Below are 14,841 nucleotides of genomic sequence, written 5' to 3'. Positions count from 1 at the left end.
AGCTCCCAGCACACGGATCGTGCAACCGGAAGCTCCCTCTCTGGCTAAACCTTCTCGGCTACCGGTATATGCCTTTCGGCCACACCGGTAACGCTATTGTGGTGCCTTAGTGATCCATCGTCAGATGGTCTTCCAGCAACTGTGTTTCACGCTGTGCGGTACGAGTGATGTAGGTATTGGCAAACACCCCAGACAGTGCGGTCACCATGCCCGCCATAGTCGGGATGGTGGCCATGGATACACCACTGGCCATTTGCTTGGCATCACCGCCGCCGGTAATCGCGAGAACTTCGAACACGTTGATCATGCCCCAGACCGTACCCAGCAGGCCGAACAACGGCGCGAGGGCAACACAGGTCTGGATCATGTCCAAGTTGCTGTCAATTTTCTCGGATACCCGGGAAACCAGCGCGTAGCGGATCTGGTGGGCACCCCAGGACTTGCGCTCGGGGCGCGCCTCCCAGGTGTCCACAGCGCCCTGAACATCACGTTTCAGGCCACTCTTGAAGTAGAAGAACCGCTCGAAAATCAGCGTCCACATGAAGAAGGTCAGGCCGGCGATCAGAAGTAGTACTGGCCCGCCCGACGCCATAAAGGCGACAACGGCGGCCCATGCGTCATTTAATGCGTGCATGTTGCCGCCTCCTCTTATTTACGCTCAGCGTTTTCTGCAACGATACCGGCACTCTGCTCGTCCAGGATGTGCAGGATACGCTTGGCACGGCCGTTAACCACGGTGTGCAGCAGCACAGTCGGGATAGCCACACACAGACCCAGAACGGTAGTTACCAGTGCAGAGGAAATACCACCAGCCATAGCCTTGGGATCGCCCGCGCCGAAGATGGTGATTGCCTGGAAGGTCACGATCATACCGGTCACGGTACCCAGCAGACCCAGCAGCGGAGCCACCATGGCGATAATCTTCAGCAGGTTCAGACCGGATTCGATGGCCGGACGCTCTTTCAGCACCGCTTCTTCCATCTTCAGTTCCAGAGTCTCACCGTCAACGCCTTTGTTCTCTTCGGCCACGGCCAGAACACGACCCAGCGGGTTGTTGGTGTTCGGGGTGGAGGAGCGCAGCTGGGCGTTTACCTTGGAGTTAACACCAGACAGCACGATCAGACGCCATACAGCCAGCAGGATAGCGAATACACCCACCGCGGTGATGATGTAACCCACTTTGTCACCCTGGTGCCAACGCTCAACAATGCTCGGGCTGTTGATCATGGCCTTCAGGTAAGAGCCGCCGGTAGGACCGGTGGGGTCAACACCGAACGCGGTGAAGCCGCTGGTGGCGTTCTGCAGGTTGGAAGCCATTTTCTGGTAATGGCCGTCGGGCTGACGGATCAGCTCGGCCAGCTTCAGGCTGTCGTTCATTTCCAGGTACTTGCCGTTGGAAACCACGTTGAAGTTACCAACACGCACCACTTCCTGCTGGGCCTGCTCGCCGTCGGGCAGAATTACGGTGCTGTTGAACTTCACAACCTTGCCAGACTCAACGGTCTCACGCTGCAGTTCGTACCACAGACGCTCGATTTCCTGAATGGTCGGCAGCTTGGTCGCGGAGTTCATTTTGTCGATCAGCTGATCGAGGAACTCGGCACGGCCCGGGTACTGGGCAGAAACCAGGGAGCCGTCCAGGTTTGCGCGCAGGTCACCAGCGGTAGAAGTCAGGTGGCCGAACAGTTCTTTCAGAGAGCCGAGACGCTCGTCCAGCTGCTGACGCTTCTGCTGGACCAGCAGCTCCTGTTCTTCGTACTTCTTCTCCAGCGCCGCGGAGCGGGCTTCTTCAGAGGTACGGGTATTTTCTGCCTGGCTCAGCAGGGAGGCCTGGTTGGCCTTCTGACGACGGAAGTCAGCTTCGCGCTTTTTGTGCTCGGCAGACTCGGAGATTTTGGAGCTCTGAACCATCTTCAGCAGCTGGTCCAGGGAAGATGCTTTGTCCTGGGCTACAGCGGAAACACTGATCAGGCCAGCAGCAGCAACAGCTAGGACGCGTTTGGCGATAGAGGTTTTCATTGCGCAGCCTCCGGAGCCGGAATCGGCATAGTCATGATATCGGTAGTGGCCTGTTTCTTGGCGATCTTCAGACCCTGCATGATGGCGCGGCGGTAGTCGCCGGAATCCACTTCAACCCAAGCTTTCTGGTCTTTGTCGTAAGCCAGGGAGATCTTGGAGTCGGTGGTTTGGGCCACCAGGGCGATACGACCGATCTGCAGTACGTTTACTTCGCGGTCCTGACCGTTGACGTTCAGGGTGTCGCCGTAGCTGTCGATCTTACGCGCGTATTCCGCTTCGAAATTGTACAGTTCCAGCACCTGACGGAATTTCTCCGCTACAGTGATATCGGAACGGTCCATATTGTTCTTAACACCTTCGAGGTTGGACTTACGCTCGGCCAGCTTGAAGGGGGCGTCCAGTTCAATGAACTGCTCCAGACCGTCCAGCATACGCAGGATCAGCGGCTGAATCTGACGCTCGATAACGGTTACCTGGTCAATGGACTCATTGAGGTCCTTGATCACGGACAGCTGGTTGGCCAGCTGCTTTTCGAGCTGACGGTTGTATACACGCAGGCCGTCAATCTCTCTGTTCACAACCTTGAACTGCTGCAGCAGGTCAGAGGTTTCCTGAGCGATCTTGTCGATGCGCTTTTGAGATGCGGTGGCAGCAGCAGTTTTCTGCTCGCCGACCTTGAGGACAGTGTTGATAGTGTCCGCAGTGGCTACGCTACCGTACAGTGCGCCGGCAGACAGCGCAGTGGTCAGCGCCACAGCCATGAATCGCTTGGTTTTCATTAGACCCCCCAGTGGGTTCAATATTTCACAACATGGTCGCGATGGATTAGCTGCCACAACGCGGTAGTTTTTGGTTTGAAGACAGCTAAGAGCCGCACATTGTAAACAGCCGATTTGATTATTCAAATGCGGATTGACCGCATTTGCCAACCTGTGTAGCTGAGTAACACCCGGGTAACACTATCGGGGCTCATGCACACATATGCGGCGGCCTACTTTGTGCAACATTTGACCAAATCTACCCGATAGAGCATTTTTTGGTCAAACTGTTTTTTATTTAAACCTGTCGTACTGGACTAAGCAGTAGTTGTATTCGTCCCGCTCCGAAGCCGGGTAACAGTCCCGGCTGACCTCCCGCCAGCGCTCGTCGAGCGCGGGAAAGAACGCATCCCCCTCGACCTCAGCGTCCACTTCGGTCACATACAGTCGGTCGGCCAGCGGCATGGCCTGGCGGTAAATTTCCGCGCCCCCGATCACCATAACCTCATCCACCGCGCCGCGAGCAGCCTCTTCCAGCGCCGACTCCAGCGAGGCAACGACGGTGACCCCCTCGGCACGCCAGTGGGGATTGCGGGTGATCACGATATTCTGCCGCCCCGGCAGCGGGCGACCGATGGACTCAAAGGTCTTGCGGCCCATGACCACGGGCTTGCCGAGGGTGGTGCGCTTGAAGAACTGCAGGTCACCGGAGATGCGCCATGGCAGGGTGTTTTCCCGCCCAATGGCACGGTTGCGCGCCATTGCCACGATCATCGCCAGGATCGGCGCCGGCGCGGCCATTACACGGCCACCGGCGCAGGGATGTGCGGATGAGCCTCATAGCCCTGCAGCTCGAAGTCTTCAAAGCGGAAATCGAACAGGTCATCCACGTCCGGGTTCAGCACCATCTGTGGCAGTGGCAACGGCTCCCGTGACAACTGTTCTTCCACCTGCTGCATATGGTTCGAGTAGAGGTGCGCGTCCCCAAAGGTATGCACAAAGTCACCCGGTTGCAGGCCACACACCTGTGCCAGCATCAGGGTCAGCAGGCTGTAAGAGGCAATATTGAACGGCACCCCAAGGAAGATGTCCGCACTGCGCTGGTACAACTGGCAACTGAGCTTGCCGTCTGCCACATAAAATTGGAACAGGGCATGACAGGGTGCCAGAGCCATTTTGCCGGCACGGGCATTCTCACTCGGCGAAACGCCCTCGTCGGGCAGGTCGGAAGGGTTCCAGGCACTGACGATCAGGCGGCGGGAGTCCGGGCGGGTCTTCAACTGCTGCACCAGATCCCTGATCTGGTCGATATGGCGGCCATCGGCGGTGGGCCAGGAGCGCCATTGGTAGCCGTACACCGGCCCGAGGTCGCCGTCTTCGGTGGCCCACTCGTCCCAGATACGCACGCCATTGTCCTTCAGGTAGCCAATGTTGGTGTCACCGTTCAGGAACCACAGCAACTCGTGAATGATGGAGCGCACATGACATTTCTTGGTAGTGACCAGCGGAAAGCCTTCCGCGAGGTCAAAGCGCATCTGGTAGCCAAAGACACTGCGGGTTCCGGTACCGGTACGGTCACTTTTCACGGTGCCGTTGTCGCGCACGTGGCGCATGAGGTCGAGATATTGCTTCATTTATATACACATATTTTTGAATCGGGTCAGGCCGGCACCCCAAGGTGCCGGGCCGCAGTACGGCATCACTTGGCCGCAGGGCTTTCCGCGCCTTCGGTCTGGCCGCGCCCCGCGGGCAACGGCTGGGTGCGGTAGCTCCACACCAGCAGGATGATACCGGCGGCGATCATCGGCAGGCACAGCAGCTGGCCGCGGGTCATCCACCCGAACATCACCTCGATACCCACATCCGGCTGGCGCACGAACTCCACCAGGAAGCGGAAGATGCCATACAGGAGGATGAACAGGCCACCCACCGCGAGGCGCGGACGCGGCTTGCTGGAGTAGATCCACAGCACCACAAACAGTACCAAGCCTTCCAGAAAGGCCTGGTACAGCTGGGATGGATGGCGCACCAGCAGCTCCGGATCCCGCGGGAATACCATACCCCAGGGGGCATCGGTCTCCCGACCCCACAGCTCCTGACCGATGAAGTTACCGATACGCCCCAGTCCCAGGCCGATGGGGACCAGCGGTGCGACAAAATCGATCAACGCCGGGAAGGTGGTGCCTATCTTGCGAGCATAGAGAGCAGCGGCCAGCATCACACCGATCAGCCCTCCGTGGAAGCTCATACCCCCTTCCCACACCTTGAACAGGCTGAGCGGGTGGGCGACCAGCTCATGGAAGTTATAAAAGAACATGTACCCAAAGCGGCCACCCACCACCACGCCAATGGCACAAAACAGGATCAGGTCTTCCACCTCGGATTTGATCACCGGCGACCAGGGCTTCTGCGCCCGGCGCATGGCCAGCCACCACGCCACCGCAAACCCGGTCAGGTACATCAGGCCATACCAGTGGATCTTGAGGGGGCCGATGGCCACCGCGACGGGATCAATCTCGGGATAAGTGAGCATACTCGAACCGCAGTTATTCAAAGTGGGCGTTATTATGGCATTGAGGAAATAACGATTGCGAGATGCTATGTGCCTGCTTTTGATCGCCTACCGGCAGCATCCCGAGTACCCGCTGCTTCTGCTGGCCAACCGGGATGAGTTCTACCAGCGCCCGGCGGCACCGGCCCACCCATGGCCAGACCGCGAGATTACCGCCGGGCGCGACCTGCAGGCGGGCGGCACCTGGCTGGGCATTGCGCCGACCGGACGGGTGGCGGCGGTGACCAATATCCGCGAGCCGGGCACGCCGGAACCGGAGCGGGTATTGTCTCGTGGGGAGATCCCCACGCAGTTTCTCGGCGGCGATCAGTGCCCGCAAGACTACGCGGCGGCCCTGCCCGGCGCCCGCTACCGCGGATTCAACGCGATCCTGTTCGACCACCGCCGCAATAATGTGCTTGCCTGTGCCGGCAATCGCCATACCCCGTTCACGTTTTCTCCCGGTGTCCACGGCATCTCCAACGGCGCCCCGGACGCCCCCTGGCCCAAGGTTCGCCATGGCTGCCAGCGACTGGCCCATCTGCTCGAGACCCTGCCAGACCGACTAACCGCGGACAATTTCGTCACCCCGGCACTGACACTGCTGGGCGACGACACCCGGGCAGAGACCAGCCAACTGCCCGATACCGGGGTGGGCCCCGCCATGGAATCGGCGCTTTCCCCGATTTTCGTCCGCATCCGCGACGGCGATCCCGCGGGCACAGACAACGGCTTACATAGCGGATATGGAACCCGCGCCAGCACACTGGTGGCCGTCGACAGGTTCGGCAACGTCCAGCTGTGGGAGCAGACTTACTTTGACGGGCAGGTCAGCGGCAGCCCGCGCTATTTTCATTACTCCGCTGGCTGAGCGGCGTTCGCGCACCCGCCGCAGGCCGGCAAAACATCCGATGCGTGCCCATTCCCAAACCCGGGTATTTATCCGCCCGTTTGCACTAGATGCCCTACAAATCGACACCAATGTCCTCCAGTTTCGCGCCCTTCAACCCACCCACCGCCTCGCCCCTAAGGTGAAGTGAATTTCACGCCAAGCAAATTTCGGATTTGTTGCCATACTTAATTTCACAGGCAGGCGGATGTTGAGATACGCGCAAGACGATCTCCAGCTTCGCTTCAATAAAAGGAAGGTCGCGCGGGATGCTCGACTCAGGTGTGCCGTCGCTGGAGGTTGCTCCGGGGATTGTTAGGGAGAGGCGCGCCGAAGGTTGGGAAGGTATGAACGATCGGGCTCCCGGCTTCCGCACTGTAAACCGGCGCCCTGCTGTATCGCTGAGGTACCATGTCATATTTCATTCCAGAGCGTCGCAAACGCAAATCACCGCTGCCGTTGCTATTTCTCGGTAGCCTGTGCGTGTTTGCCCTCTATTACGCTTTCACTGCCAATCAGAAAACGGTTCCGGTGCTACCGGAAAGTGCCGTGCGCCCACATCTGGTGAACTGGCTGGAGGATAATCCGGACGCCTGGCCGGCACAGGACCCGATCTTCAATCCGGTGCAGGTACGGCGTATCTACCGCCGCACCGATTACCGGCTGCTGTGGTTCGATAACTACAGCCTGAGTGACACCGCCAACGACCTGCTCAAACAGCTCACGGCCTCCAGCTCCGGCAACCCCAGCAGCATGGTGGACTACCGCTACCACCTCGGGTACTTCGACCGCACCCTGCGGGATACGCCCCAGCGCCTGCAGATGGCTGCGGTGCTCGACGTACTGCTGACCGATGCCTTTATCTCCTATGCCCAGGACACGCAGCTGGACAAGCTCAATCCCCGCGCGCCGAAACTCCAGCCGCGCCTGCGCCGCAAGGACATCACCCCGGTCAACCTGACCGACGGCGGTTTCCAGATGGCCAGCGCCCGCGCCGATGCCAGCGATGCACTGCTGCTTGCCAATAACGATAGCGGTCGCCAGTACTTCCGCGGCTACAACCGTGGCGACCAGAACCGTGCAAACCAAGGCATCGATCGCTCGCGCTACTACACCCAACGGCAGCCCAGCCAGCGGACCAATACCTACAGTACCGGTTCCCGCTACGGCAGCAGCCATTCTGCGCGCTATTCCACCCGCAGCTACCCGCCAAGCTATCCGCGTGTGATGCCCCGCTTCCGCAGTCTGCAGGACGAAGGCTCCGGGCTGAACCCGTCCCACGGCGAGGGCCTCTATGTCGAGGAAAACACCCCGTTCGGCAGTGATGCCCAGGCCCTGCGCGAACAACTGGCACGTTATCGCAACATGGCCGCCTCCGGTCGCTGGCGCCCGCTGCCCGCTGGCCCCGCAATGACCATCGGCGCCAAGCACAACAATGTGATTCACCTGCGCCACCTGCTGTCGGTGTACGGGGATTACTACGGCTACGGTGACATGAACAGCAAGAAGTTCGACCAGAGCCTGCATCAGGCGGTGGTGCGCTTCCAGATTCGCCACGGCCTGAAGCCCGATGGTATCGTCGGCAAGCAGACCCGCGAACGCCTGAACATCTCGCCCTCCGCGCGCGCGCACATTATTGAGACCAATATTCGCCGCCGGGAGAAGCTGCCAGCCAACCTGGGAGACCGCTTCATTCAGGTCAACATTCCCGGTTACTCGCTCAACTACGTCGAGCACGACCGCATCAAGCTCTCCATGAACGTGGTGGTGGGCAAGAAAATCCACCAGACACCGGAGATCAATACCCGCGTGGCCCGCGTGGTGTTCAATCCCACCTGGACGGTTCCCCGCAGCATTCTGGTCAAGGAGATTCTGCCCAAGGCCCGCGCCAACCCCCACGGCATGGAAAACATGGGATACCGTGTGGTCAATGGCAGCGGTGAATACCTGCCCCTCACCTCCCAGAACCTGGGGCGGGCAGCCGCCGGCGGCTTCCTGATGCGCCAGAAAGGCGGTGAGCAGAATATCCTCGGACGGATCAAATTCGAGATCCCCAACTCCGACGAGATTTACCTGCACGACACCCGCGCCAAGAGCCTGTTCGGTCTCACCGACCGCGACTACAGTCACGGCTGTGTGCGCCTGGCCAAACCGCGCCAACTGGCGGAGGCCCTGCTGCGTGACGAACCCGGTGACTGGAGCCGCTACCGCATCGAGCAGCTGACCACCGGCGACGAAACCACCGAAGTGCGCATGAGCAAGAATGTGAAGGTCTACCTCACCTACTGGACCGCCTGGGTCGATGGCCAGGGCCGCATGCACTTCCGCCCGGACATCTATGGCAAGGATGGCCTCGCGGTGAACCAGTTCCAGTAACCGCTTACTTCCCTCTTCTCTCACTGCCCACCACACTGCCGGGCGGAGGATCCGCCCGGCAGTTATTTCGATTCCGCTAAAAAGCCCCCCTCCGCATACCCCAATCTTATTTGGCGCCAATCCAGTCACAAGTTACCAATTAGAGACAGCGGGTTCGCCCGATGTGTTCGAGGCCATAAGGCCGGTTGAGACTTGTTCAGGGGTCAACGATGGGTAACAGACTGGGTATTCAATTGAATCTGGGCGCTGCGGTGGTGTTCTCTCTCTCCCTCGAGACGGTCGCACTGGATGATGCGACGACGCTGACGCCTTCCCCAAACAATGGCGCGCAACAGGAAGGAACTGAACAACAAGTCACATCCGCCCCATCATCACCATTCGCCACCGTTGCCGGGTCCTACAGCCCCTTCACCCCCTACGGGCGCCAGTACGCACTGATGCGCGAGGAGCTGGCCCGCTATCGCGCTTTGAGTGAGGGCGATGACTGGCAGCCGCTGCCGAAAGGCCAGGCGCTGTCCCCGGGCGTGCGCGACCCGCAAGTCCGGGCACTGCGCAGCCTGCTCATGCAGTACGGTGACCTGCCAACCGCCGATGACATGGCCAGCATTGCAGACACCGATGGCAATGCCGACAACCGCAAGCAAGACCCCGAACTATTCGATAACCAGGTGCGCCGCGCGGTAGAGCGGTTTCAGCGCCGCCATGGCCTGCGCGCCGATGGCATCGTCGACCGCGCCACCCGCGAACACCTGAACACCCCGCCAGACCAGCGTCTCGCCACCCTGCAAGCAAATCTCGAGCGCTGGCAAAAAATGCCGAAAGACCTCGGGCCCCGACACATCGTGGTCAACATCCCGGAATACACCCTGCGCCTGATCGAAGGCGAGCAGGAGCAGTACCGCATGCGCGTGGTGGTGGGAAAACCCAAGCACCAGACGCCCCAGTTGAGTACCCGACTGACCCGCGTGGTGTTCAACCCCACCTGGACCGTCCCCATTAATATCGCCGTGCGCGAACTGCTACCCAAAGGGACCGCCACGCTCTCGGCCGGCGGCTACCGGCTGGTCAACAACCGCGGCAAGTCCGTGCCGTTCAGTGGCAGAAACCTGCGCGCCCTGCGCCTGGGCAGCGTGGCGCTGCAGCAGCGCGGTGGCGAGGGTAACGCCCTAGGGCGCTTCAAATTCATCATTCCCAACCAGCAGGCCATTTTTCTCCACGACACACAGCGAAAAGAACTGTTCAGCCGCAATCAGCGCGCCTATAGCCACGGTTGTATCCGCCTGGAAAAGCCGCAGGAATTTGCCCAGATCGTGCTCGCCAATCAGGGCTCACAGCCGGGCAAGTGGAACGCGGAACGGCTGGTTCGCTACACCACCGGTAGCGGCAGCCGCACGCGCGCCGTGGCACTGGATCAGCCCATTCCCGTGCATATCGTTTACTGGACCGCGTGGGTGGATGAAGAGGGGCTGCTGAATTTCCGCCCGGACATCTACGGCCGCGATCGTCCGGCGGACAGCGAAACCAGCGCAGCACGATGAGGAATGGGGGTTCCCATGAGCCGTAACACGATGAGCCGTAACAAGATTGCCAAACATCATTGTCGACGCACTCGCGCCGGCCACTTTTATACGATCGTGGCGGCGAGCTGCTGTGCCCTGATGCTGACTACGGAGTACCCGCACGCCAGTGAACACGCAGCGCCACCCGCGCCATCCACCGCGGAGGCGGTGCCCGAATCAGCACCCGAAACAGTATCGGAGGCCCGCCGCACGGCCGGCGCCGACAGCGCGGTGGACTTTGCCACCGCCGGCAAGATCCTGCGCGAACAGGCCGCACGCTACCGGGCGTTCGCCGGGAAATGGCAGCCCATCGACCCCGGCGCACCGCTGCGGGCCGGCGACCAGGGACCGCGGGTTGCCCAGTTGCGTCAGCTGCTGCAACTTTTTGGCGACTATACCGGCCAGCCCGGGCCCATCACCGCACCCGTACTGAACCCGAACCGCTTTGACGCGGGGCTGCAACTGGCGGTGGAGTCCTATCAGCGCCGCCACGGCATACCGGTCTCGGGCATCGTCGGCAGGGCCACCCTGAAAGAGCTTGCGCGCACTCCGGAGGAACTGGCACAGCGTCTGGAGGTCAATGCCGAGCGCTGGGACAAGCTCCCCGATAATCCCGGTAAACGCTATATCCTGGTCAACGTACCGGACTACCAGTTGCAGCTGATCGAGCAGCAGCGCGTTGTGCTGTCGATGAAAACCGTGGTGGGCAAGAGCAGCAAACGCACGCCGGATCTGAACACCAAAGTGGTCTCGGTGGTCTTCAACCCCACCTGGACGGTGCCCCGCAGCATTCTGCTCACCGACCTGCTGCCCAAGGCACGCAACAATCCCGAGGCCATGCACAAGCGCGGCTACCGGGTGGTCCGTTACGGCACCAACACCACCACCCCCATCAGTGACGAGAGCATCAAGAGCGCGGCCAGCGGCAAGGCCACCCTGCGCCAGATCTCAGGACCCGGCAACACACTCGGCCGGGTGAAATTTGTGATCCCCAACAAACAGGCCATCTTTCTGCACGACACCCAGGCCCAGAGCCTGTTCGAGCAGCACCATCGCGCCTACAGCCACGGCTGTATTCGCCTGGAGCAGCCCGAGGAGCTGGCATACGCGCTGCTCGGCCCACAGGGCTGGGACCGAACCCGGGTTGCGCAGTCAACCACGGGCGATGAATCCGTGACGATTAAAGTGGAAGAACCGCCCAAGCTCTTCATTACTTATCTCACCGCCTGGGTGGACGGTCTCGGCAAGGTACAGTTCCGCCCGGACGTCTATCACCGGGATAAGTGACCGAAGTCGATGTGCGTGTTTACAAACGATTATGAGGGCCCCTTTTCTACCGGGGCCTGAGTAATCTGTCCGCCCCCGCCCTGCCCCCTTACCGACGCATTTCAGCCGAATTTCCTGCCACCCACCGGTCATATTCCACCCAGCCACGGCCCCAACAGCCGCCTTTTGCCATTTAAAATGGGCGTTTCCCCGCCAAACCGCCGCTCGAAACCCGGTAGTTTCATCTTGCGCGGCGCATCACCCCCAACCTGGAACTGGTCGGTCGCAGAAAAATTAATTTCTACAACTGACAACGCTGTCATGCTAATTCAGCGGGTTCTGTCCCGGTGCGCGGCAAAAAAAATCCGCGTGCCCTAGTGCACTAGAACATAATCACCAGGTTATTTTTTGATCAATTCGCGATAAGCCCGGATCTGTTTGTAACCGGTGATCATTTTTCGTACAGTGCACCCATACCGAGCGGCACCGGAAGCCACTCGAAGACTAGAAGCTCATGACGGCAACACTCACTACGAAAGCAAAGGCGGTAACAGGGTATGAAAGAACTTTCACGACGCAGGTTTTTAGCAGTTTCTGCAGCTACCGCGGCGGCGGTTTCAGCCGGCCCCGCACTGGCAAAGGTAGGCAAGTCGCGCACCCTCAAAATGCGCAACCTGCACACCGGTGAGCGCCTCAGCACCGCCTACTGGGCGGACGGCGACTACGCAAGCAGCGGCCTGAAGCAATTCAACCGCCTGCTGCGCGACCACCGCGCCAACGAAGTGACACGTATGGACCCGAAACTGTTCGATATCGTGTACAAGATCAAAGAGAAGCTGAACTACAACGGCGAAGTCGAGATTATCTCCGGATATCGTTCGCCTAAAACCAACGCCAAGCTGCGTGCAGCGGGCCGAGGTGTGGCGCGACGCAGCTACCACACCCGCGGTATGGCACTGGATATTCGTATGCCCGGTGTCTCACTGTCCAAGGTTCGCCAGGCGGCGATCGACCTGAAGGCCGGCGGTGTGGGTTACTACCCGAAGAGTAACTTCGTACACGTCGACACTGGCCCGGTTCGTCGCTGGTAAACACCAGCTGCGCTGGCACCAAGCCAGCCAGGCCCAACAAAAAACCCAGGCATTGCCTGGGTTTTTTGCGTCTGTCTTACTGTGCTTAAGCAAGCGGGCCCTGCGCCTGCGGCTACTCACTATCGGGTATGCTCAGGCTGACCGGTGTCATTTCTTCCTCTTTTGCCGGCACCTGGGTGTCACCGGAGATCAGCCCCAGCAGGGCCTCCACCTGGTGACGGCTGCGCTGCAATTCCGCCGGCGCCGCCAGCTCGATGGGGTCTTCCATCTTTAACAACCGCTCTTCCAGTTGCGCAAATGTCTGCGCCAGCGCTGAAGTCTGGTGACGATCCAGCAACAGGTCGGCCAGACCACCGCCACCTTCTGGCAGCCAACTGGCCTGGAGGTTGCGCAGTATGGACAACAGCGCCTGCTTGGAATCAGCGGCGAGCGGGCTCTCCACATCACTTTCGGAACTCTCGGGCATGCGTGGCAGCACCTCGCTGCGCAACAGTGCGATATGTGTGGCACGGATCGCCTGCAGGCGGGCCGCGGGTTCCCGCGCCAGATACCGTTGCGACAGGTCGTTGGCGGCGAGCGGCCAGCGCGCAGTCAGCGCCGCCAGGTCTTCACTGATCCCCTGGGTAATCAGGCGAGTCAGCTCGCGGCGGCGGTTGGCGGCCTGCGCTTTCGGCTGCTCGCCACCACTGGCGCTGGCAAACTGCGCTGCCGAGCGTTCGCTGGTGGGGCCCCACAGCATAACTTCCAGTGCATGGAAGCCGGTGCTGGCCTCTTCGTGCGCGGTGAGGCGATGCTGCTTGCGCAGATTGGCCAGGGTGAGTTCGATGGCGGTGTCGTTGACGATGCCACTGGTGGAATACCCCGGTACCGTATCCAGATACCCGGCCTGCACCGGCCAGCTGTTCAACGCCAGCAACAGCTCATTACCCTGCTGCTGCAGGTCCGCCGGCGCAAACGCCACCTTGATGAACGGCAGCGCGGCGGAAAACTCGCGGTGCGCATCCAGCCACGCCAGTTTGGCCGTTTCGAGATGATCGTCCGTCGGCGCTTCCAGCAGCTGACCCACCGCCCGCTCCAGAGCCTGGCCGGCGGCCTGCAGATCGATTACCTGCGCCTGTCCGGCCTGCCAATACTCGGCGGAATAGGCTTCAGCTGCTGCCTTGTTGATCGCCTGCACCTCCGCCGCGGGGGTATCACTCTCCGGGCCGGGTGCCGCGGCCTCGCGCTCGCAACCGCCAGCCAGCAACAGGCCGCCGATGAGCGCTAGGGTCAGGGAGCGTCCCCGGGAAACGAACGATAAAGACTGGATGACTGCGTTTTTCACGATATTTCCGAACTGGTTACTGAGCGTGTTTGAAGGCAACGTGTTTGAAGGTAAGTAGTGCGCCAGGGCAATCGTGCGCTTGCCCTGTTCGGTCACCAGCGCAGGGCACTGGCAAAATCTTCCTGACCACCACGCAGGCTGATCACCCGCCAGCCCCGGGCCTGCGCCTCATCGCGCAGTTGCGCGTCGGGATCCACGGCCACCGGGTGTTCCACCTGCATCAATAGCGGCAGATCATTGATGGAGTCGCTGTAAAACCACTTCTCACCTTCTGCGTAGCGCGGGTACTGGTCCAGCCACTGCTGCAGCCGCACCACCTTGCCCTCCTGGAAGCAGGGGTGCCCGGCCACGCGCCCGGTAAATTCACCATCCACTTCTTCCGGCTCGGTGGCCAGCAAGGTATCCACCCCCAAGCGGGTGGCGATGGGCTCAACCACAAAGCGATTGGTGGCGGTGATGATCATGATGTGATGACCTGCGTCCCGGTGCCGCTGAATCAGGGTTTCCGCATGGGGCAACCAGATATCACTGATCACCTCGTGCATGAATTCTCGCTGCAGGTTTTGCAGCTGTCCCCGGGACAGCTGCGCCAGCGGCTCCAGGGCAAACGCGAGATAGGCAAAGATGTCGAGATCGCCACGCTGGTAATCCCGGTAGAAGCGGTCGTTTTCACTGCGGAAGCGGTCACCGTCCACACATTCGCGGGTTACCAGGAACTCCCCCCAGGCGTGATCGCTGTCGCCGCCAATCAGGGTGTTATCCAGGTCAAAAATCGCCAGCTGCACAAAAATCTCCTTTATTGACTATAGGGCACCGGTGACGCGCAGGTTGCCCAAAAGACAACTTTTTGCGCCAACCCGCCCCCGTCGCGCCCTTGCGAGCAAGTGCTTTACACCCGCTGCGCGCGCCCAAGGCGGCAGATTTTACCCCGCCACGACGGGGGTTACACCGACCGGCTTCACCGAATTGCTGTAAATCGGCCGCTGTGGAACAATGCAGGACATTACG

At 60.6% G+C, this 14,841-nt stretch carries 13 protein-coding genes; 5 read left to right on the top strand and 8 right to left on the bottom strand.

Translation table 11 applies throughout. The features are described from left to right. Positions 1–106: 106 nt before the first annotated feature. The 6 genes from JF535_RS04520 to lgt form a co-directional block, all read right to left on the bottom strand. Positions 107–634, bottom strand: a complete 528-nt coding sequence (locus tag JF535_RS04520; protein WP_066961144.1) for a MotA/TolQ/ExbB proton channel family protein — start codon at positions 632–634, stop codon at positions 107–109. Between the two features lie 14 nt (positions 635–648). Continuing rightward, positions 649–2,019 carry a MotA/TolQ/ExbB proton channel family protein gene (locus JF535_RS04515; protein WP_206999528.1) on the bottom strand — a complete coding sequence of 457 codons (1,371 nt, stop codon included), beginning with the start codon at positions 2,017–2,019 and terminating at the stop codon, positions 649–651. Beyond that, complete coding sequence (locus tag JF535_RS04510; protein WP_066961138.1) at positions 2,016–2,798, bottom strand: DUF3450 domain-containing protein; 783 nt, start codon at positions 2,796–2,798, stop codon at positions 2,016–2,018. Before JF535_RS04510 ends, JF535_RS04515 begins: the two co-directional genes overlap by 4 nt. Positions 2,799–3,071: 273 nt before the next feature. Further along, positions 3,072–3,578: a type 3 dihydrofolate reductase gene (gene folA, locus JF535_RS04505; RefSeq protein ID WP_206999526.1), complete on the bottom strand. Its 507-nt coding sequence runs from the start codon at positions 3,576–3,578 to the stop codon at positions 3,072–3,074. Next, positions 3,578–4,411 carry a thymidylate synthase gene (locus JF535_RS04500; RefSeq protein WP_206999524.1) on the bottom strand — a complete coding sequence of 278 codons (834 nt, stop codon included), beginning with the start codon at positions 4,409–4,411 and terminating at the stop codon, positions 3,578–3,580. Before JF535_RS04500 ends, folA begins: the two co-directional genes overlap by 1 nt. A gap of 65 nt (positions 4,412–4,476) precedes the next feature. Then, positions 4,477–5,310, bottom strand: coding sequence for a prolipoprotein diacylglyceryl transferase (gene lgt, locus JF535_RS04495; protein ID WP_206999522.1), 834 nt, complete (start codon positions 5,308–5,310; stop codon positions 4,477–4,479). A gap of 67 nt (positions 5,311–5,377) precedes the next feature. On the opposite strand from lgt, the gene JF535_RS04490 reads away from it, so the two are divergent. From JF535_RS04490 to mepK, 5 genes are all read left to right on the top strand, one after another. After that, complete coding sequence (locus tag JF535_RS04490; RefSeq protein ID WP_206999520.1) at positions 5,378–6,199, top strand: NRDE family protein; 822 nt, start codon at positions 5,378–5,380, stop codon at positions 6,197–6,199. Between the two features lie 429 nt (positions 6,200–6,628). Then, positions 6,629–8,593 (top strand): L,D-transpeptidase family protein, encoded by a 1,965-nt coding sequence (locus JF535_RS04485; RefSeq protein WP_206999518.1) that lies wholly within the window; start codon positions 6,629–6,631, stop codon positions 8,591–8,593. Between the two features lie 209 nt (positions 8,594–8,802). Next, entirely contained in the window at positions 8,803–10,131 is a 1,329-nt protein-coding gene (locus JF535_RS04480) for a L,D-transpeptidase family protein (protein WP_206999516.1), read from the top strand. 15 nt (positions 10,132–10,146) lie between these two features. Continuing rightward, complete coding sequence (locus tag JF535_RS04475) at positions 10,147–11,439, top strand: L,D-transpeptidase family protein (protein WP_206999514.1); 1,293 nt, start codon at positions 10,147–10,149, stop codon at positions 11,437–11,439. 536 nt (positions 11,440–11,975) lie between these two features. Then, positions 11,976–12,509 carry a peptidoglycan L,D-endopeptidase MepK gene (gene mepK, locus JF535_RS04470; protein WP_066961118.1) on the top strand — a complete coding sequence of 178 codons (534 nt, stop codon included), beginning with the start codon at positions 11,976–11,978 and terminating at the stop codon, positions 12,507–12,509. A gap of 112 nt (positions 12,510–12,621) precedes the next feature. On the opposite strand, the gene JF535_RS04465 is transcribed toward mepK, so the two are convergent. Next, positions 12,622–13,833 (bottom strand): imelysin family protein, encoded by a 1,212-nt coding sequence (locus JF535_RS04465; RefSeq protein WP_340674119.1) that lies wholly within the window; start codon positions 13,831–13,833, stop codon positions 12,622–12,624. 92 nt (positions 13,834–13,925) lie between these two features. Beyond that, a complete protein-coding gene (locus JF535_RS04460) occupies positions 13,926–14,618 on the bottom strand; it encodes a histidinol-phosphatase (protein ID WP_206999512.1) in 693 nt (230 codons plus the stop codon). Positions 14,619–14,841 lie beyond the last annotated feature (223 nt).

It is taken from the genome of Microbulbifer salipaludis (genome assembly GCF_017303155.1).
In the GTDB taxonomy this organism is placed as follows: domain Bacteria; phylum Pseudomonadota; class Gammaproteobacteria; order Pseudomonadales; family Cellvibrionaceae; genus Microbulbifer; species Microbulbifer salipaludis.
The sequence above is the reverse complement of the archived record's forward strand: the minus strand, read 5'-3'. Positions and strand labels throughout refer to the sequence as shown.

Coding starts and splice junctions, on each gene's coding strand:
- JF535_RS04520 (WP_066961144.1), bottom strand. CDS start 634: ATGCACGCATTAAATGACGCATGGGCCGCCGTTGTCGCCTTTATGGCG.
- JF535_RS04515 (WP_206999528.1), bottom strand. CDS start 2,019: ATGAAAACCTCTATCGCCAAACGCGTCCTAGCTGTTGCTGCTGCTGGC.
- JF535_RS04510 (WP_066961138.1), bottom strand. CDS start 2,798: ATGAAAACCAAGCGATTCATGGCTGTGGCGCTGACCACTGCGCTGTCT.
- folA (WP_206999526.1), bottom strand. CDS start 3,578: ATGGCCGCGCCGGCGCCGATCCTGGCGATGATCGTGGCAATGGCGCGC.
- JF535_RS04500 (WP_206999524.1), bottom strand. CDS start 4,411: ATGAAGCAATATCTCGACCTCATGCGCCACGTGCGCGACAACGGCACC.
- lgt (WP_206999522.1), bottom strand. CDS start 5,310: ATGCTCACTTATCCCGAGATTGATCCCGTCGCGGTGGCCATCGGCCCC.
- JF535_RS04490 (WP_206999520.1), top strand. CDS start 5,378: ATGTGCCTGCTTTTGATCGCCTACCGGCAGCATCCCGAGTACCCGCTG.
- JF535_RS04485 (WP_206999518.1), top strand. CDS start 6,629: ATGTCATATTTCATTCCAGAGCGTCGCAAACGCAAATCACCGCTGCCG.
- JF535_RS04480 (WP_206999516.1), top strand. CDS start 8,803: ATGGGTAACAGACTGGGTATTCAATTGAATCTGGGCGCTGCGGTGGTG.
- JF535_RS04475 (WP_206999514.1), top strand. CDS start 10,147: ATGAGCCGTAACACGATGAGCCGTAACAAGATTGCCAAACATCATTGT.
- mepK (WP_066961118.1), top strand. CDS start 11,976: ATGAAAGAACTTTCACGACGCAGGTTTTTAGCAGTTTCTGCAGCTACC.